Genomic DNA, 16,037 nt, shown 5'->3' on the forward strand with positions numbered 1-16,037 from the left:
TTTCAGTTGTAGTTCCAGGATCGCCCGAATCGCTTGCCGGAAAACCTGTCAGCGCGGCGACGCCGGGAGCCCGGTGGATGGCGGCCTCGACATCGCAAATGCCAGGGTGCACAACCACAACGACATTCCCAGCACCTGCGCACGTTGAGCGATACCCAGTCCGAGATTACCGCCGCCGGAGACTTCGATGCTGTTGGTCGTCAACATCCACACCGTCGCAAGGGAAGTCAGGATCAGAATGGTCAGACCCGTCGTCCGCAAAGAAGGGTGCTCGCGATACCTGAACGCTCCCACGGTGAATGCGATCATCGCGGTGAAGATCGCGAAGACCGCCACGCTGCTCGTCAACGCGTGAACATGGTGGAGCTGCGGAAGTAGACCGTCGGGTGCGCTCGACGGGCAACCCTCGCCCGAGCATTCGAGGGGGAACGACGCGTCGGCGATGGTCGCGATGCCGAACACCGCCAGCGCAATCCAGCCCGTGACGTAGAGCCTTCGCCGGGGCGTGATCAGCAGACCCAGCGCTCCGGAGATCAACATCAACATTGCGGACAGGACATCGGCGTTACCGAAGACATCGCGGTATTTCTGGTTCTCGGCATCGAGTTCGCTGAGGAACGATGTCACCGGGTCGAGGCCGGTGTCCAGGAAGAATTCGAGAATCCACGACGAGTAGACGATTCCGCCCAGAGCCAGCGCAGCCACCAAACCCCACCGCGCAACGTTGCGTTCCTTCACGAAATCGAGCTTACGGACCGAGCAGGGCTTTCTGGACGCGTTCGGCCGCTACCAGCGGATCTTCGTGCTCCCAGATGCGGATGACGGTCCAACCCTGCTCTGCCAGACGTGCATCGGTGTCGCGGTCTCGAACCACGTTGGCGGCCAACTTGTCCGTCCACCACTGCGCGTTGTTCTTGGGAAACGTCGCATGCTGCGGGCAGCTGTGCCAGAAGCATCCGTCCACGAACACCGCGACTTTGCGGCGTGGAAATACCAGATCGGCCCGTCGGCGAACACCTTTGATCGGCGCCCGATCCACGAAGTACCGGAGTCTGCGTCGATGCAGCTCGCGTCGAAGTGCGATTTCGGGTTTGGTGTCGCGCCGACGCTGAGCGCTCATCCGAGCGCTGGTGGCAGGATCCGTCGCAGGCACCGTGGTTCCCTCAGCCGTCGGAATCTTCGCTGTCTTCGGGATCGGACCAGGTAGGCGCAAACCTGTTGCGACGCTCCACTTCACCGTGCACGACGGTCACGAAGTCGGTGAACGAGAGCGTCTGAGCTTCGGTGGGGCGGCCGTTGCGCGGCGGCGGCTCGTCGACGTCGAAGAACCGAACTGCGCCATCGGGTTCGTAGAGTCCGATGTAGACCTTCTCGAAGAGGTCGTAGCGGGTGTCCTCGGCGCCGAGATCCACCCAGGCCTTTCCCGGAACGCCGACCACCGCGCGCTTGCCTCGGCCCGAGCGCTTCGAGAGCGTCGTGACGTGGTGTGCAAAAGAGGATTTGCCGGTGTCGCTGGTCTTGGTCGGGTCGCCGTCGTCGCACGTGGCGTACGGCTCGAACATGACGGCGACCAACACGCTGTACGGCTGACGCTGATGCAGAACCATTGCCTCGCCACGCAATTCGTGGTCGTTGCGGACGATGTTCTTGGTCCACCGTCCCAGCTTGCCGCTGCGGGGACTGTAGTCCTGGAAGTTGTATGTCTTGATGGAGACGCAGAGGATCAGGCCGAGAGTGGGGTCGAGTGCCTTGACGTCCAAGCGCTTTCGGCCCTTGGCGACATCGACTGTTGCCTCCTGGCCTTCTCCGGACGCCGTCGGGGTGATGTTGGGATACAGCGGACGCAGAGCGTCGGCGACCGTCTGTGCCAGTTGATTGGACAGTCGCTGGGCGTAGTTCTTCTTCTCGCCGCGATCGGCGTCGGCCGGGGGCTTGTCGCCCGCGAGTTGCAGTGCACTCCACAGTGGTTCGTGTTCCGGCTCGGAAAACAGCGTTTCAGGTTCGGGAAACAGCGAGTCCGTCATGCTGCGGCCTCGGGGTATCCGCCCATCCGCTCGAGATGGCTTTCGACGTCCTCGATGAAACCGGGGATGAACCGAAGATTGCCCATGCGCGCGCGCTTGAGGAAGCCGGCGGTGGCCCGAGCCGACAGCAACCGCGTGTCTTCGAGGAAGCCGCTCAGATCCTCGTAGTCGTACTGGACCGGCCAGGTCGAGGTATGGACGCGGAAGGCCTGGCGGTTACGGCCCCAGGCCGCACTCGGCCAGGCGTCGCCCGGTTCGAGTGGCGTCTCGCCCGCGGCGTCGTATTCGATGGGATCGCTCAACCGGCCACCGACCCACGACGCCATCCGCACGCTCACGGCATTGCCGACGAGCTTCCAGCGATGGCTGTGGCGTAGGCCGGGAACCTCGACGGACGGCAGCGTCCAGTCGGGATCGAAACCCTGCAGTCGCTCGGCATCGACTAGACCGGGAGTGACGATCTCACCTGACGGCAACCGGACTGCCGGCTGACTGGGGATGCCGACGGACGAGCCGCCCTTGAGCGTCGGCACGGCATTGACGGCCCATCCGAGACCGCGAGTGCCTTCGGTCCAGTAGAAGCCGCAGGGGTAGTCCGCGGGATCGCCACCCAGGCGCTCGCCGGCGTCCTGGCCGAACAGGATTTCGCGGGGATCATCTGTGCGCGAGGCAAGCATGATGACTCGCTGGCGACGCTGGGGGAGTCCGAAGGCGCGGGCGTCGACCACCCGGTACGCCCAGGTGTATCCGAGGTCTTCGAGGGCGTCGGTGATGTGCCGCATGGCGGCGCCCTTGCCGAGCTGGAGCATGAACGGAACGTTCTCGATCAACAGCCAGCGCGGGCCCCTCTTACGCTTGACCAGACGGAACACCTCGTCCACCAGGCCTGAGCGTGCGCCGGTGATGCCTGCCGTTTTGCCGGCCTGAGAGAGGTCCTGGCAGGGGAAACCGGCGGCCACCAATTCGATGTCACTGGGCAGCGCGCGAAGTTTGGTGACGTCACCGTGCAACGGCACGTCGGCGAAACGCGAACGGAGAACTGCCTGCGCGCCCGGATCGATTTCACACAGCAGTTCGGTGTTCCACCCATGTTCCGAGAGCCCCAACTCGAGACCACCGATACCGGCAAACAAACCCACCATGCTCCGCGACGACGTCACAGCACCCTTCCTCACGAACCGACCTAGAAGCACGGTACTCGAGAACTCCGACACCGTTTGCCAACTATTCGGTCCGCGGCGTGCTCCTTACGGAAGAACCGTTGTGAAACGCCTTACATCGAGATCTTCGGGGCCGATCGAAGTCCCTAAAAGGTCCCTGATCGAAGCAATAACCCGAACCAGCGGTGCTCCGTGCCCGTTCGTCCATTACCGTGGTCGGGTGAGCATCCAACCTTCCGGTGACGCGTCCTGGCCCGCGGTATTGACCTGGCAGGCCCACAACGCTCCTCGTATGGAGTCTGTTCGTGTGCAGCTGAACGGAAATCGCATCAAGGCTTCCGGCCGGATCATCGGTGGAGCCTGCAGTGAGCACCCGGCATTCAGCGCGTCGTACGACCTGGTCACCGACGAGGCCGGCATCACCCGCCGGTTGTCCGTGCGGACCGCCCTGGCCGCCGGTGAGCGTCAGATGTCGATCAGCCGGGACGAAGAAGGCACCTGGATGGTCGAGAACGGCGCCAGTCACCAGCGCTCTGCGTTCGATGGCGCACTCGATGTCGACGTGATCCTCAGCCCGTTCTTCAACACGCTGCCCATCCGCCGCGTCGGCTTGCAGAACGACATCGAAGACGCCGAGGTCCCGGTCGTCTACGTCAATCTCCTCGACCTGCGCGTCGAGGGTGCGACCATCACCTACAGCTCCGGCGCCGACGGAATCAGTGTGCTGTCCCCGGTGTCCAGCTCGACGCTGTCCGTCGACACCGAAGGTTTTGTCCTCGACTACCCGGGTCTGGCAACTCGTATCTAGGTTTCGTATCTCCAGGTTGCGTAGTTCTAGGTTGCGGATCGCCGGATGACGCCGCCGCGTCGACCGGCGTCTCGCATCCGGTTGATCCAGTCGGGTTCTCCGGCCTGAACGTCTTCGATGTCCCACCGCTCGTGCGACTCGTAGGCGCCGCGCGCCGCGAACCCTGCGTCCACCAATCGTGCCGTCGAGCCGTTGTCGAGCAGATCGGTACGTGCACCCTGCAAAAGGTCGAGCGCCTCGTCCAGCGCGACCAGCAGGGCGTCGCGGTTGCCCTCGCACATCGCCCGCACCAGGCCAGGAGCGCTCCCGGCTACGCGGGTGCCGTCGCGAAATGATCCGGCAGCCAGCCCGAGAGCCAGTTCGCCGCCGGCAGCTCCGGTGATCGCAAGCGTTTCCGCGAGCAGGTGAGACAGATGCGAGATTCGCGCGACTGCTCGATCGTGTTCCAGAGATTCGGCCGGCACGACCACCGAGCCGCAGTCGAGCGCGAGGTCGGCGACCTGCGACCACACATCTGCGTCGACGCCGCTGTCGGTGGCAACGACCCATACCGCGTCGACGAACAGATCGGCATCCCCGACCGCCCAACCCGAAGCTGACGTCCCCGCCATCGGATGACCGCCCACGAACTTGGCGCTCAAGCCCGCTCGTTCGACCGCGGCCTTCACTTCACCCTTGACGCTGACGACGTCCGTGATCGGATTGTCGGGCGCATGCGCGGCGATTGCCTCCAAGGTGGCGTCGACGGCAGGCATCGGCACGGCGATCACAATGATCGCGCCGCTTTCGTTTGCTCTCTGCAGCACTGAAACCAGATCGGTGTCGGCGTCGAAACCGTCGGCTCGGGCCGCGTCGGCGGACTCGCTGGAACGGTTGTAACCCCACGCCCGGCGGCCGGATCGGACGGCGGCGCGAAGTAGCGAACCGCCGATCAATCCGAGGCCGAGAACGCAGACTGGTGGGGCGGAATCGATCGCAGACACGAGTTCAGGTTGGCACATCGATGCTCGGACTTCACTCACTGGCACCAGGCGGGCTACCGTTGCGCCATGGGTGCACAGCGCGCGGGTAACAAGAGCGCCTCTTCGAACCAGTCGGAGGAGCTTGAAGGCTTCGGTGTCGCGGTGGTCCGTGAAGAGGGGCGTTGGACGGTCAAGGCACTGACGCCCGACGCGTTGACCTCGCTCTCGGCCGCCGAAACGCAGCTGCGTGAGCTGCGAAGTTCGGGTGCCGTCTTCGGTCTTCTCGACGTCGACGACGAGTTCTTCATCGTGTTGCGTCCGGCGCCGTCGGGCACGCAGTTGCTGATTTCCGACGCGACCGCCGCCATCGACTACGACATCGCAGCCGACGTCCTCGACGCCTTGCACATCGAGATCCCCGACATCGACCCGGACGACCTCGACGATGTCGAACCCTGGGAAGAGGGCGATCTGTCCGTGCTGGCCGATCTGGGCCTGCCGGAACCCGTGCTCGCCGTCATCGCGGCCGAGACCGATCTCTATCCGGACGAGCAGTTGGGGATGATCGCGCAGCGACTCGGGTTCGCATCCGAGTTCGGCGCAGCGCTCGACAAGCTCCCGCGCTAGATGACTCTCGCTGACGATCAGCGCATGATCCGTGCGGCCATCGTGGCCGCACGTTCCGCCTCCGACGCAGACGTCCCGGTCGGGGCAGTGGTGTTCGACGCAGACGGCGTCGAAGTTGCTCGGGCCTCCAATGCCAGGGAAGCGTCGTCCGATCCGACCGCGCACGCCGAAATCCTCGCGTTGCGTGCTGCCGCAAAAACCTACGGTGACGGCTGGCGCCTGGAAGGTGCGACGCTTGCCGTGACCCTCGAGCCATGCACGATGTGTGCGGGCGCTCTGGTCCTCGCCCGGGTTTCTCGGGTCGTTTTCGGGGCGTGGGAGCCGAAAACCGGAGCCGTCGGATCATTATGGGACGTAGTTCGAGATAAAAGATTGACCTATCGGCCGCAGGTGCGCGGCGGGGTCCTCGAGGACGAATGCGCTGGGCTTTTGGAAGATTTCTTCCGCGAGCAGCGGGCCTGAATTCGGTATTCCCCATCGAGAGTGATCGCACACTCGGGTAGCCGGATCCATCAATCGAGGGCATGGTGGAGGCAGATGCCGTCAGGGCATCGGCGGATCGTCGGAAGGCGATTCGTTCGCGTTCACAGAGGAGTACTCATGGGAATCGCAGACAAGGCTCAGAACAAGGCCGAAGACCTCGGGGGCAAGGCCAAGGAAGCTGCTGGCAGCGCTACCGGTGACCGGGACCTCGAAAACGAAGGCAAGGGCGACCAGGTGAAATCGGCCGTCAAGGATGCAGGCGAGAAGGTCAAGGACGCCGCGTCCAGCATCAAGGACAAGCTCACGTAATACCGCTCCACCTGGCGATTTCAGCCACGGGCACTCCATCCGGTAAAGTCACCAACGGTGGCGTGTCCGAGCGGCCTAAGGAGCACGCCTCGAAAGCGTGTGACGGGTAACCCCCGTCCGAGGGTTCAAATCCCTCCGCCACCGCCAAAGCTCCCCACCTGTTCACGCAGGTGGGGAGCTTTTTTGTGCTTGGTGGCGCCTATAGTCCCGTTGCTCGGACGACGTCAGGGAATCGGTAGGTTTCATCGAGGACTGATTTGTCGGGGACATAGCTGCGAATGATCAGTCGAAATTCGTCGTGCGGAGCGGGTAGCCAGTTGGCACGAGCATCCGGATCGGTCGGCTCGTCGTGAGACAGGTGCAAGGTGAGCTTCCCGTCACGAAAGACGAGATCGCCCGCGTCGAGATTGACGGTGCCGAGGTTGACGCGGTTACCCGGTGCGTCGGCGAGCATAAATGCGTCCTTGTCGTACATGGTCAGAGACCAGAAGCCGCCGCGACTGCGGTCGACGGGTGGGAGTGCGTCTTCTGTGAAGGTCATGGTGTACCGCTCGCGGCCGTGGAGTAACGCTCCGTCGTGGTCGGTACCCCGGATGAGGTAGACAGCCTCGTGAAAGTCGTTGACGTAAATGTAGATGACGGCCGCGAGCGCCCGTCCGAACCAGTCGGTGCCCCACAGGCCACTGTTGCGTTGCCGTTGCCATCCGTTGCCTGCGTCGACCCCGGTTTGGACGTAGCTCGCCGATTGATGGAGGGCGACGTCGGCGCGGAGCGCGGCGCGGTCGAGCAGCGCTCGGTACGACTTGTCCGAACGATACAGTGCGACAAGCGTCTTGGCTTGATCAGCCATCGGGGTGTCTGCTGCGCCCATGGTCGGGTTGAAATCGAGCATTGCTGCAAGATCGGTCCAGAAAGATTCCGGCTTCACCCATTGAGGTCGACTGGCGTCGGGATCGACCGCCAACATTTCGGCGGTGACGCCCTGAGGGTAGATCGAGTTCGCGGCGTGGGCCTCGTAGCCGAAGGACCGCGGGCCGGGTCGATCCTCGCTGAAGGGGTACATGCCGATCTGGTCGAGCACCGACCGCGCCTGCTGCTTGGACGCCTCGGAACGTGCTGCGAAACTGCGAGGGAAGACACCAGCCACGTTCGTCGGTGATCGAAGCACATCGAGGAAGTCTTCCGGCAACTCGCCATCCCAATCAGGTCCGACCAGAAGGAACTTTCCGCCGGGAGTGCCTGTCGCCGAACCAAGTTGGTGAGTCACATTGGTCAGCACGTCGACGATCTGGATAGTCCAGTAATGGCCGTCGGGTACCTCGGTCGGGGTCTGTATCACTGCGGTTTCGTCGGTGAGATCGGCGAATCCTGCGCCGTAGATCGTGTCGTTGTTGGGTGAGACGACCCACCGCTGCGCCGGGCTCATGTAGTCGGTGAGGGCACCTGTGGAATTCTTGGCGGCGCCTGGCAGAAGACCGAGTTGGAGTCCGGTCTTGCCATCCATGATCTCCCACATGTTTGTTCGGCCGAAGGTGTCCACAGCTGGATAGCCCCAGTAATAGACGATCCGGGCGAGGGCTTCCACGTAACTCTCAGCGGCGAGCGTTGCTGGAACTCCGGCCGATCTCGCCAGTTGAGCGTGTGCCGGCGTGAAACCTTGTGCGATTGAGTCGGTCGGGGAGTCCATGAAGTCATGGTGCCGGTGACCGTCCGCTGCATCATCACCCTTGCGGGGTGAACCGGTGAGGAAATCGAAAACCGGTTCTGTGTGCGCAATTCGAACGTTCAGGAGCGGCGGGCGATCCACTCTGCAGCGGCGGCATCGATGTCCTGCTTCAGCTTCTCGAAGAACGAGGGTGGCGGGGTGGGGATCAAATCTGCTGCGGTAGTGAGGGATCGACTGAGGGCGATCCGACGCTCGCGTAACTCGTCGTCGGTCAGGAGCGTCAGGTCCGCCATCGCGAGCTCCCTCGATCGGTGTGATTCGTGTTTCGGGCAGACCGTGCGCATCGGGATCGATGCATGATTCGATGCGCACGGCCCAGGCATTCCAGGCTGGGGGCCGGAATGCACAGTCGACTTTACCAAATGATTACTAATGGCTGTAGATGTGGCTCGCCTTCGGTGGTCGTGGAGCACTTTCACAGGGTTCTCCCAGGTCGTAAGTCCTGACAACTGTTGAAGCTGCAACTATCGTCGAGCCCATGAAAAAGATCTGGTGGATCGGCGGAGCAGTAGTTGTGGTCGTACTCGCCCTGCTTGTGGGGCCGTGGGCGTACGGGAAATTCATCGCTGAAGACGATGCGCCGGCGGCCGTGGTATCCACTCAGGGCGCAGAAGCGGCGTCCGGATCGATCGACGGGCAGTGGACCGTCGTCGCCGGGCAGGGGGACAACCAGACGGCAGCGGGATACACCGTGCACGAGATTCTGAACGGATCGAGTGTGACCGTCGTCGGAACCACCGGCGAGGTGAGCGGAAACGCGGTTGTCGAGGGTGAAAAGCTCACTTCCGGCGAAGTAACGGTGCAGGTGGCAAGCATCAAGACCGACTCGGATCGGCGGGACGGCCAGTTCACGGGCAATGTGATGGATACCAGCACGTATCCGACGGCGACGTTCACGATCGACTCGCCGGTGGACTTGTCTGCTGTACCGACGGACGGAACAACGGCGACGGTCACGGTGTCAGGAACGCTGACGCTCAAGGGTCAGTCCAAGCCGGTGTCGGTCGACATGACCGTGCTGCATTCGGGTGATTCGCTGATCGCATCGGGCTCGATTCCGGTCACCTGGACCGATTTCGGAGTCGAGCCTCCGTCCCTCGGTTTCGTCACCGTCGACGGCAGCGGCTCGGTGGACTTCCTGGTCTCACTCGCCGCGAGCTGAATTACGTCCACCCGATTCGCACTGCTTCGGGGCGGGCAGGGAAGATTAAGGACATGACCTTCCTTTCTTCTTGTCCGTTCCGAAGGCAGTGTGCGATCTCTGCCCGGACGGAATGAACAGGTGATGCCCCGGTGGAGACCGTTCCGAACGGGCGAAGACCCCGATCCACGGTTCACTCTCGCCAATGAGCGGACATATCTGGCTTGGATCCGCACTGCAACGGCTTTCGTCGCGTCGGGCGTCGGACTCGAAGCGTTCGGCGGCGACATTCTCAATCCGACGGTTCGATCCGGCTTGGCCGCGTTGTTGCTCGTCGGCGGTGCTCTGATCGCCATCACTTCCTTTGTCCACTGGATCAGCGCCGAGCGTGCACTGCGAACTGAGCGCTCATTGCCGGTGCCGCTCATGGCGCCGGTCGTCGGCATCGTGCTGGTGATCTGCGCGACCGTCCTGGTGGTCGAGGTCGTGAACTGATTGACCGCGCTGGAACCGTCGGAAGGTGTCAAGCCTCCGGACAAGGGCTTGCAGTCCGAGCGCACATCGCTCTCGTTCGTGCGTACGAGTCTGTCGATCCTCGGCTTGTCTGCCGCCTGTCTGAGATGGTTGCCGCCGTTCGGGTCGGTGGCCCTGATCGGCCCGTCCGTCGCTGCCGTGCTCGTCGTCGCGGTGACGGTCTACGAACGTCGGTCGCGGCCCAGGCGGTTGGCCCAGTTTTCGGCCGAAAAGGCAACGCCCGCTTTGGGTATGGGAGCAACTCTCGCGGTCGCTCTGCTCCTGCTCAGTGCGACGGGGCTGTGGATTCTGCTGAAGTGACCTCGGCTTTCGGCGCCCAGCCGGGCGGGCCGAACACGTAGCCGGCTCGCTGCCGCCACGATGTCGACGCCTTCCAATCACGAGCAATGGCAGCATATTCGCGCGTTTGGAGCTTCCAGATGTTGTACGTTCCGACCGGCGTCGTGAGTCCGTAGGTGGGCCGGTGGGTTTCGGCTGCGAAGGTTCCGAACATCCGGTCCCAGATGATGAGGATTCCGGCGTAGTTGCGGTCGAGGTACTCGGCGTCGGAGCCGTGGTGGACGCGATGGTGTGACGGCGTGTTGAAGATGAATTCGATGGGCCGCCAGAGTTTTCCGACACGTTCGGTGTGGACGAAGAACTGGTAGACGAGGCTGACGGAGAAGCCGACGAACACCATCCACGGCGGGATCCCGAGGAACGGCAACGGCAACCACATGATGATCTCACCGCTGTTGTTCCACTTCTGCCGCAGTGCGGTGCTGAAATTGAAGTACTCGCTCGAATGGTGAGCCTGGTGTGTGGCCCAGATGACTCGAACTCGGTGTGCGATGCGGTGATACGCGTAATAGAGGACGTCGATTCCGAGCAGCAGGATCACCCAGGTGTACCAGGCAGTCGGCGAGAGGTGCCACGGAGCGAGATACACCCAGATTGCGGAATAGCCGATCAGCGCCAGCACTTTCCAGAAGGTGCTCGTTGCGATCGACACGAGTCCGAGTAGAACGCTGGTTCTGGCGTCGGCGCTTCGGTAGCCGCCCTGTGCCGGCCGTGCGCGTCCGTCGGCGTCGTCGGGATGATCTTCGAGCGCACGGGCCGCGAACCATTCGATTGCGAGGAAGATGACAAACGCGGGGATTGCGAGCGTAACGGGATCATGGAGCGGTTCGAGCAGTGACTTCCATGATTCGAGAAGGGTTTCCCACACGTGATTTGTCCTGTTCTTTAGCTCCGATCGTTACATCATGCATCAAAATGTAACGTCATGGAACCCTTTGCAGCGAAGAACTCGCAGGTTTGTTGCGACTATTCATAGAACGATGGTAGGAATTGCCGGTGCATATCACCGCGAAGGTGGACTACGCCGTGCGGACTCTGGTCGAGCTCGCGGCAGTCGGTCCTGACCCGGCCAAGGCCGAGTTTCTCGCCAAATCCCAGGTAATACCCCACAAGTTCCTGGAAGCGGTGCTCTCGGACCTGCGGCGGGGCGGCTTGGTCAACAGCCGTCGAGGCCCGGACGGGGGATACTGGCTCGCTCGGTCCGCGGACGAGATCACGATTGCCGACGTCATACGAGCTGTCGAAGGACCGCTGGCTTCGATTCGGGGTCAGCGACCGGAAGACGTCGACTACGGGGGACCGGCAACGCCCCTCAAGGAGGTGTGGATTGCAGTGCGAGTCAACCTCCGTGCTGTGCTCGAAAATGTCACACTCACCGATGTTGCAGGTGGAGAGTTGCCCGAGTTCATTCACGAACTGACGGCAGATCCCGAGGCGTGGAATCGGCGCTGATACAGCCCGGTTTCAGTGTGCTCGTCGACGCGGAACTGCCATAGGAGCAGTGTTCGCGGTGTTGCCTCCCGCGGATTTTGCGTCGTACATCAGATGATCGGCTGCAACGATTGCTCGGGAGAACTCGTTGTAGTCGAACTCTTCCTGATGTGGGATGAAAGGTAGCGTCGCTGCGCCGACGCTGACCGTGGCCAGGTGGTCGTCGGAGGCGTTCACCACGGCTTTGGGGAGCGTGGCGATTCGTTTGCGAAGTCCGTACGGAGTACCGATCATCACAACGGTGAACTCCTCGCCGCCGGTGCGCGCGGCGTAACCGAAACCGTTCACATGCGCCTGCAGGCGCGTTCCGGTCCGGATGATGACGGCGTCACCGACTTCGTGGCCGAACGTGTCGTTCACCGCCTTGAACTTGTCGATGTCGACGACGGCAACAGCAATGTCGGCACGATTTGCCGACGCGACCGACCAGATGCGCTCCGACATGTCCCACAGTCCTCGTCGGTTCAACAGGCCGGTAAGCGCATCCACTTTGGATCCCGTTGCGCGCGCGAGTAATTGCCGCCAGGTGAACTGAATCGTGGCCGGAATGAAGATCACGGCACACAGGACGACGTCCGTGCGTGCGATCACGCTGGTTGTCGAGTAGTCGCCGTTCGTCAGGCCGAGCACCGTCAGGGCGATGACAAATGTCGTGGCAAAGGCGAGATGGAAGGCCAACCAGCGGTAATCGAGAAAATAGGTGAAGTAGGCGCCGGTGGCGACAAAGAGTGCCGCGCCGAAGAGGGCGGCGTTATGGCTGGTGAAGGTGATGAGAACCGAGGCAGTTCCGAGATCCGCCCACAGTCCGTAGAGCTTGAGCATGCGTGAACCTCTGATTCGGCCGACAAACCAGAGAATCGTAGGGATCAGGTTGACGGCCGCAATGCCGACGAGCCAACTGCGCGCAAACGGTCCGTCCGGGCCCTCTCCGCTGAGGAGAAACAGGAACGCCACGATCGAGAAATTGAGTGAGCAGAACCCGATGGTGAGACGGACGAGACGTAGTACGGAGCCTCGTCCGGACTTCGATCCCCACAGCATCACCGTGGACGAAACCGGCCAGGTGTGCAGGAGCGGGTCCATCAGAATCCTTCGCCGAGCAAATTACGGTTAATTCACCGCAAAGTATGTCAGGCCATGTTGATTCACGCGTCAACTTGGCAGGCGGCGTCAGGCTGCGGAGTTGCTCGCAACTCTCTCCGTCGCGCTGTTCAGGCATTTGCCGTGCGTGAGTGTGAGGTACGCCTCGAGTTTCCGTGCCGTGTGTTCGATCGCACAATATTGCAGACCTCTGCAAAGTTGCAGAGCTCTGCAAGTTCGGTACCGTGTTGGGGTGATCATCGAACAAGGCCTTCGTGACCGCAAGAAGGCAGCAACCCGTGCCGCACTCAGCGGCGCGGCAGCACGGCTCGCTCGTGCGCTGGGGATCGAATGCGTCACCGCTGACGCAATCGCCTCCGAGGCCGGAGTGTCGACGAGGACGTTCCACAACTACTTCTCCAGCAAGGAGGAGGCAGTGCTCGCCAGTTTCGAGGAATCGGTGAACCTGTGGATCGAGGCGCTTGCGTCACGGCCCGCGGACGAACCAATTCTCGACGTCCTCGAAGAACTTGTGGTCGAAATCGTGAACGACTCAGGTCCGAGTGGGAGTGAGAAGGCAAGTATCTGGCTGCTGTCGGATTCGAGTCCCGCGCTCTACCGGGATGCCGCAGACATGCATCAGCGGATCAACCGTGCAGTCGTTCAGGCATTGGCGGAGCGCACCGGTACCGACGCCGAGAAGGACCTGTACCCGACGCTCCTCCTGGGAGCGGTGGGCGGAGCCGCTAAATCGGTGATCGACGTCTGGACTGGCGGAAAGTCGGAGGCTTCCAGTCCGGAAGAGTTGGTTCACGACGCTTTTCGGCAGATTCGTGCCGGGTTGCCCGCGCCGCCGCCTGTCCCTGAGATGTCGCGTCCCTGAGATGTCTCGTCTCTGAGCCCCACACGTAATACCTGTCCACGTACACGCACCGAAACAGCAAGGAGCCCGTCGTGGCCACCTATCTTTATCGGATCGGCAAGTTCGCCTACCGGCGAAAAGGCGCGGTCCTCAGCGTTTGGCTGATAATCCTGGTCCTGATGGGCGTCGGGGCAGCGACTCTGTCCGGCCCCACCAAGGATTCGTTCTCCATTCCGGGAACCCCGGCGCAGCAGGCGCAAGACCTGATGGCGGAGCGTTTTCCCGACGCGCCCAATCCTATGGATTCGCTGAGCGCGCGATACGTAGTGCAAGCTCCGGCAGGCACGACGCTGGCCGATCCGGCGAACGTCAAGGCCATGGACGACATGCTCGCGAGTATTCGTGGCATCGACAAGGTCGCCGACTCTGCCAAGGTGGACCCGGCGACTGCCACTCCGGAACAGGCCGCGAAGGCGTTGGTCAATCCGGTTACCGGCAACGACTCCATGGTTGCGATGTTCAAGGAAAAGGCTGCTGCGGCTGGAACTTCCGAGACACAGGCCGTGGACGACGCGCGTGCGTTGTCGCCGCTCAGTGCCGACGGCACAGTCGGGTACGTCGAGGTTCCGTTCAGCGGTGACTTCGCCGATCTCGATCAGGCGTTGCGTGATTCGATCAACTCCGCAGCCGATGTCGGTCGGGCCGAGGGACTCAACGTCCAGGTCAGTGGTTCTGCTGCTCAGGAAGCGGAGATGCCCGGTGGTGTCACCGAGCTGATCGGTATCGCCGTTGCCGCAGTCGTTCTGGCCATCACGTTCGGTTCGCTTGTGGCCGCGGGGCTTCCGCTCCTCACCGCGATCATCGGTATCGCTATCGGCAGCCTCGGAATCACGGTTGCCACCGGATTCATGGATCTCAGTTCGATGACTCCGACGCTGGCGATCATGATCGGTCTGGCTGTGGCGATCGACTACTCGCTGTTCATCATGTCCAGGTTCAGGCATGAGCTCACCCTTACCGACAACCGTGCCGAAGCAGCAGGTCGCGCCGTCGGAACCGCCGGTTCCGCAGTGGTATTCGCTGGTTTGACGGTCATCATCGCTCTGGTTGCATTGCGCGTCGTCGGCATCCCGTTCCTCTCCGATATGGGTGCGGCAGCGGCCTTTACCGTGCTGATCGCGGTTCTGATCGCCTTGACCTTGCTGCCTGCGATCCTGGGTATGTTCGGACGCAAGGCTTTTGCCGGCAAGATTCCCTTCCTCAGCAAGCGCGCTGAGGAGTCCGAAGACGAAGATTCGGGCAAGCCGAAGTTGGCTCTGCGCTTCATCAGTGCCGTCGTCCGTCGTCCGCTCGTGCCGCTGATCGGTGGAGTAGTGCTTCTGGGCGCATTGGCTCTGCCCGCAACGGGATTGAGCCTGGCACTGCCGTCGGAGGCCACCGGTGACCCGGCGACCAGTGCGCGTCAGGCATACGACCTGATCGACGAGGGCTTCGGTGACGGTCGCAACGGACCGCTCATCGCCGTTGTCGACGCCAAGGATGCCAGCGTTCCCGCCGGGGAGGCCTTTGCGGAGGTCGTCTCGACCATCTCGGGCTTCGATGACGTCCAGAACGCACAGGTCGTCGGGGTCAACGAGGCCGGTGACACCGCGCAGGTACTGATCACTCCGAAGAGTGGTCCGACCGACCCCGCCACGATGGATCTGGTGTCCAGCCTTCGTGGAGCCGAAGGCGGACTCAACGATTCGATCGGCGTCAGCTACGGCATCACCGGTCAGACCGCACTCGAAGGCGACGTCTCGGACACGCTGAAGGATGCATTGGTGCCCTACCTGGCCGTCGTCGTCGGCCTTGCATTCATCTTGTTGCTCTTGGTGTTCCGTTCGATCCTGGTTCCGCTGACGGCGACGCTCGGCTTCCTGCTCAGCGTGCTCGCGACATTCGGTGCGACGGTGGCGATCTTCCAGCACGGTTGGTTGGGCATCATCTCGAACCCGCAACCACTCGTGAGTTTCATGCCGATCTTCCTGATCGGTGTGGTGTTCGGACTCGCGATGGACTACCAGGTGTTCCTCGTGACGCGTATGCGTGAGGAGTACGTCCACGGCGCGAGCGCGAAGGAGGCCGTGACCATCGGCTTCAACCATGGCGCCCGGGTCGTCAGTGCGGCCGCGGTCATCATGATCTCCGTGTTCGGTGCCTTCATCGCGGAACCGAACTCGTTCATCAAGTCGATCGGCTTCGCGCTTGCCGCGGCGGTGTTCTTCGACGCCTTCATCGTGCGCATGGTGATCATCCCGTCCGTCATGGCACTGCTCGGCGACAAGGCGTGGTGGTTGCCGAAGTGGCTGGACAAGATTCTGCCGAACGTCGACATCGAGGGTGAGAAGCTCAGCAAGGCCCTCCGTGAAGAAAAGGAAGCGGAGCTTCAGTCCGCATCTGCTTGATCTCTGCTGTGCGCCTTTATTAACCCCCCGCGGTTAATAAAGGC

Annotated in this window: 19 protein-coding genes and 1 tRNA gene; 11 read left to right on the plus strand and 9 right to left on the minus strand. The window is 62.4% G+C overall.

The annotated features are described in order from the left end of the window. Nucleotides 1-48 precede the first annotated feature (48 nt). From KTR60_RS01555 to KTR60_RS01570, 4 genes are read right to left on the minus strand one after another with little or no spacing between them, the layout of a single operon-like run. The gene (locus KTR60_RS01555) at nucleotides 49-738 is read right to left on the minus strand and encodes a DUF998 domain-containing protein (protein ID WP_228401686.1); all 690 of its coding nucleotides are present in this window, start codon (nucleotides 736-738) and stop codon (nucleotides 49-51) included. A gap of 10 nt (nucleotides 739-748) precedes the next feature. Continuing rightward, nucleotides 749-1,153 (minus strand): very short patch repair endonuclease, encoded by a 405-nt coding sequence (locus KTR60_RS01560; protein WP_228401687.1) that lies wholly within the window; start codon nucleotides 1,151-1,153, stop codon nucleotides 749-751. Nucleotides 1,154-1,163: 10 nt separating this feature from the next. Then, on the minus strand, nucleotides 1,164-2,024 hold the full coding sequence (locus KTR60_RS01565) for a hypothetical protein (protein ID WP_003943911.1): 861 nt from the start codon (nucleotides 2,022-2,024) through the stop codon (nucleotides 1,164-1,166). Next, nucleotides 2,021-3,166, minus strand: coding sequence for a DNA cytosine methyltransferase (locus tag KTR60_RS01570; protein WP_178377331.1), 1,146 nt, complete (start codon nucleotides 3,164-3,166; stop codon nucleotides 2,021-2,023). The genes KTR60_RS01565 and KTR60_RS01570 overlap by 4 nt, the downstream gene beginning before the upstream one ends. A gap of 238 nt (nucleotides 3,167-3,404) precedes the next feature. Here KTR60_RS01570 and KTR60_RS01575 point away from each other — a divergent pair, with 238 nt between their 5' ends. Continuing rightward, nucleotides 3,405-3,992 carry a putative glycolipid-binding domain-containing protein gene (locus KTR60_RS01575; protein WP_073512852.1) on the plus strand — a complete coding sequence of 196 codons (588 nt, stop codon included), beginning with the start codon at nucleotides 3,405-3,407 and terminating at the stop codon, nucleotides 3,990-3,992. A 26-nt stretch (nucleotides 3,993-4,018) separates the two neighbouring features. On the opposite strand, the gene KTR60_RS01580 is transcribed toward KTR60_RS01575, so the two are convergent. Next, on the minus strand, nucleotides 4,019-4,993 hold the full coding sequence (locus tag KTR60_RS01580) for a prephenate dehydrogenase (protein ID WP_228402309.1): 975 nt from the start codon (nucleotides 4,991-4,993) through the stop codon (nucleotides 4,019-4,021). A gap of 48 nt (nucleotides 4,994-5,041) precedes the next feature. Here KTR60_RS01580 and KTR60_RS01585 point away from each other — a divergent pair, with 48 nt between their 5' ends. The 4 genes from KTR60_RS01585 to KTR60_RS01600 all read left to right on the plus strand — a co-directional run bounded on the left by KTR60_RS01585 (nucleotide 5,042) and on the right by KTR60_RS01600 (nucleotide 6,520). Further along, a complete protein-coding gene (locus KTR60_RS01585) occupies nucleotides 5,042-5,581 on the plus strand; it encodes a tRNA adenosine deaminase-associated protein (protein ID WP_003943823.1) in 540 nt (179 codons plus the stop codon). Further along, complete coding sequence (locus KTR60_RS01590; protein ID WP_003943976.1) at nucleotides 5,582-6,043, plus strand: nucleoside deaminase; 462 nt, start codon at nucleotides 5,582-5,584, stop codon at nucleotides 6,041-6,043. 138 nt (nucleotides 6,044-6,181) lie between these two features. Next, nucleotides 6,182-6,373, plus strand: a complete 192-nt coding sequence (locus KTR60_RS01595) for a CsbD family protein (RefSeq protein WP_003943869.1) — start codon at nucleotides 6,182-6,184, stop codon at nucleotides 6,371-6,373. A gap of 56 nt (nucleotides 6,374-6,429) precedes the next feature. Further along, nucleotides 6,430-6,520: transfer RNA gene (locus tag KTR60_RS01600), tRNA-Ser, on the plus strand. A gap of 52 nt (nucleotides 6,521-6,572) precedes the next feature. On the opposite strand, the gene KTR60_RS01605 is transcribed toward KTR60_RS01600, so the two are convergent. Both KTR60_RS01605 and KTR60_RS01610 read right to left on the minus strand, forming a co-directional pair. Next, nucleotides 6,573-8,060, minus strand: coding sequence for a DUF1254 domain-containing protein (locus tag KTR60_RS01605; protein WP_228401689.1), 1,488 nt, complete (start codon nucleotides 8,058-8,060; stop codon nucleotides 6,573-6,575). A gap of 98 nt (nucleotides 8,061-8,158) precedes the next feature. Then, nucleotides 8,159-8,332 carry a hypothetical protein gene (locus tag KTR60_RS01610; protein ID WP_003943953.1) on the minus strand — a complete coding sequence of 58 codons (174 nt, stop codon included), beginning with the start codon at nucleotides 8,330-8,332 and terminating at the stop codon, nucleotides 8,159-8,161. A 245-nt stretch (nucleotides 8,333-8,577) separates the two neighbouring features. On the opposite strand from KTR60_RS01610, the gene KTR60_RS01615 reads away from it, so the two are divergent. The 3 genes from KTR60_RS01615 (at nucleotide 8,578) to KTR60_RS01625 (ending at nucleotide 10,074) form a co-directional block, all read left to right on the plus strand. After that, the gene (locus tag KTR60_RS01615) at nucleotides 8,578-9,261 is read left to right on the plus strand and encodes a YceI family protein (protein WP_020968178.1); all 684 of its coding nucleotides are present in this window, start codon (nucleotides 8,578-8,580) and stop codon (nucleotides 9,259-9,261) included. A 123-nt stretch (nucleotides 9,262-9,384) separates the two neighbouring features. Continuing rightward, the gene (locus KTR60_RS01620) at nucleotides 9,385-9,735 is read left to right on the plus strand and encodes a YidH family protein (protein WP_003943804.1); all 351 of its coding nucleotides are present in this window, start codon (nucleotides 9,385-9,387) and stop codon (nucleotides 9,733-9,735) included. Further along, nucleotides 9,736-10,074: a DUF202 domain-containing protein gene (locus tag KTR60_RS01625; protein WP_003943794.1), complete on the plus strand. Its 339-nt coding sequence runs from the start codon at nucleotides 9,736-9,738 to the stop codon at nucleotides 10,072-10,074. On the opposite strand, the gene KTR60_RS01630 is transcribed toward KTR60_RS01625, so the two are convergent. Further along, complete coding sequence (locus tag KTR60_RS01630; protein ID WP_047271543.1) at nucleotides 10,040-10,981, minus strand: sterol desaturase family protein; 942 nt, start codon at nucleotides 10,979-10,981, stop codon at nucleotides 10,040-10,042. The two genes, KTR60_RS01625 and KTR60_RS01630, sit on opposite strands and share 35 nt — an antisense overlap. 128 nt (nucleotides 10,982-11,109) lie before the next feature. Here KTR60_RS01630 and KTR60_RS01635 point away from each other — a divergent pair, with 128 nt between their 5' ends. Next, on the plus strand, nucleotides 11,110-11,565 hold the full coding sequence (locus KTR60_RS01635) for an RrF2 family transcriptional regulator (RefSeq protein WP_003943908.1): 456 nt from the start codon (nucleotides 11,110-11,112) through the stop codon (nucleotides 11,563-11,565). Nucleotides 11,566-11,577: 12 nt separating this feature from the next. Here the strand turns inward: KTR60_RS01635 and KTR60_RS01640 are convergent, their stop codons facing one another. Continuing rightward, nucleotides 11,578-12,687, minus strand: coding sequence for a GGDEF domain-containing protein (locus KTR60_RS01640; RefSeq protein WP_228401691.1), 1,110 nt, complete (start codon nucleotides 12,685-12,687; stop codon nucleotides 11,578-11,580). A 250-nt stretch (nucleotides 12,688-12,937) separates the two neighbouring features. On the opposite strand from KTR60_RS01640, the gene KTR60_RS01645 reads away from it, so the two are divergent. Next, nucleotides 12,938-13,567: a TetR/AcrR family transcriptional regulator gene (locus KTR60_RS01645; protein ID WP_020968183.1), complete on the plus strand. Its 630-nt coding sequence runs from the start codon at nucleotides 12,938-12,940 to the stop codon at nucleotides 13,565-13,567. A 71-nt stretch (nucleotides 13,568-13,638) separates the two neighbouring features. Continuing rightward, nucleotides 13,639-15,993, plus strand: a complete 2,355-nt coding sequence (locus KTR60_RS01650; protein WP_042447716.1) for an MMPL family transporter — start codon at nucleotides 13,639-13,641, stop codon at nucleotides 15,991-15,993. Nucleotides 15,994-16,037: the final 44 nt, after the last annotated feature.

The sequence above is a fragment of the Rhodococcus sp. C1 genome (assembly GCF_020809065.1).
Taxonomy (GTDB): domain Bacteria; phylum Actinomycetota; class Actinomycetes; order Mycobacteriales; family Mycobacteriaceae; genus Rhodococcus_F; species Rhodococcus_F qingshengii.

What these genes read in the sequence shown, in the direction of transcription:
- KTR60_RS01565 (WP_003943911.1), bottom strand. Translation starts at nt 2,024, where the DNA reads ATGACGGACTCGCTGTTTCCCGAACCTGAAACGCTGTTTTCCGAGCCG.
- KTR60_RS01570 (WP_178377331.1), bottom strand. Translation starts at nt 3,166, where the DNA reads ATGGTGGGTTTGTTTGCCGGTATCGGTGGTCTCGAGTTGGGGCTCTCG.
- KTR60_RS01580 (WP_228402309.1), bottom strand. Translation starts at nt 4,993, where the DNA reads ATGTGCCAACCTGAACTCGTGTCTGCGATCGATTCCGCCCCACCAGTC.
- KTR60_RS01585 (WP_003943823.1), top strand. Translation starts at nt 5,042, where the DNA reads ATGGGTGCACAGCGCGCGGGTAACAAGAGCGCCTCTTCGAACCAGTCG.
- KTR60_RS01590 (WP_003943976.1), top strand. Translation starts at nt 5,582, where the DNA reads ATGACTCTCGCTGACGATCAGCGCATGATCCGTGCGGCCATCGTGGCC.
- KTR60_RS01595 (WP_003943869.1), top strand. Translation starts at nt 6,182, where the DNA reads ATGGGAATCGCAGACAAGGCTCAGAACAAGGCCGAAGACCTCGGGGGC.
- KTR60_RS01605 (WP_228401689.1), bottom strand. Translation starts at nt 8,060, where the DNA reads ATGGACTCCCCGACCGACTCAATCGCACAAGGTTTCACGCCGGCACAC.
- KTR60_RS01610 (WP_003943953.1), bottom strand. Translation starts at nt 8,332, where the DNA reads ATGGCGGACCTGACGCTCCTGACCGACGACGAGTTACGCGAGCGTCGG.
- KTR60_RS01615 (WP_020968178.1), top strand. Translation starts at nt 8,578, where the DNA reads ATGAAAAAGATCTGGTGGATCGGCGGAGCAGTAGTTGTGGTCGTACTC.
- KTR60_RS01620 (WP_003943804.1), top strand. Translation starts at nt 9,385, where the DNA reads ATGCCCCGGTGGAGACCGTTCCGAACGGGCGAAGACCCCGATCCACGG.
- KTR60_RS01640 (WP_228401691.1), bottom strand. Translation starts at nt 12,687, where the DNA reads ATGGACCCGCTCCTGCACACCTGGCCGGTTTCGTCCACGGTGATGCTG.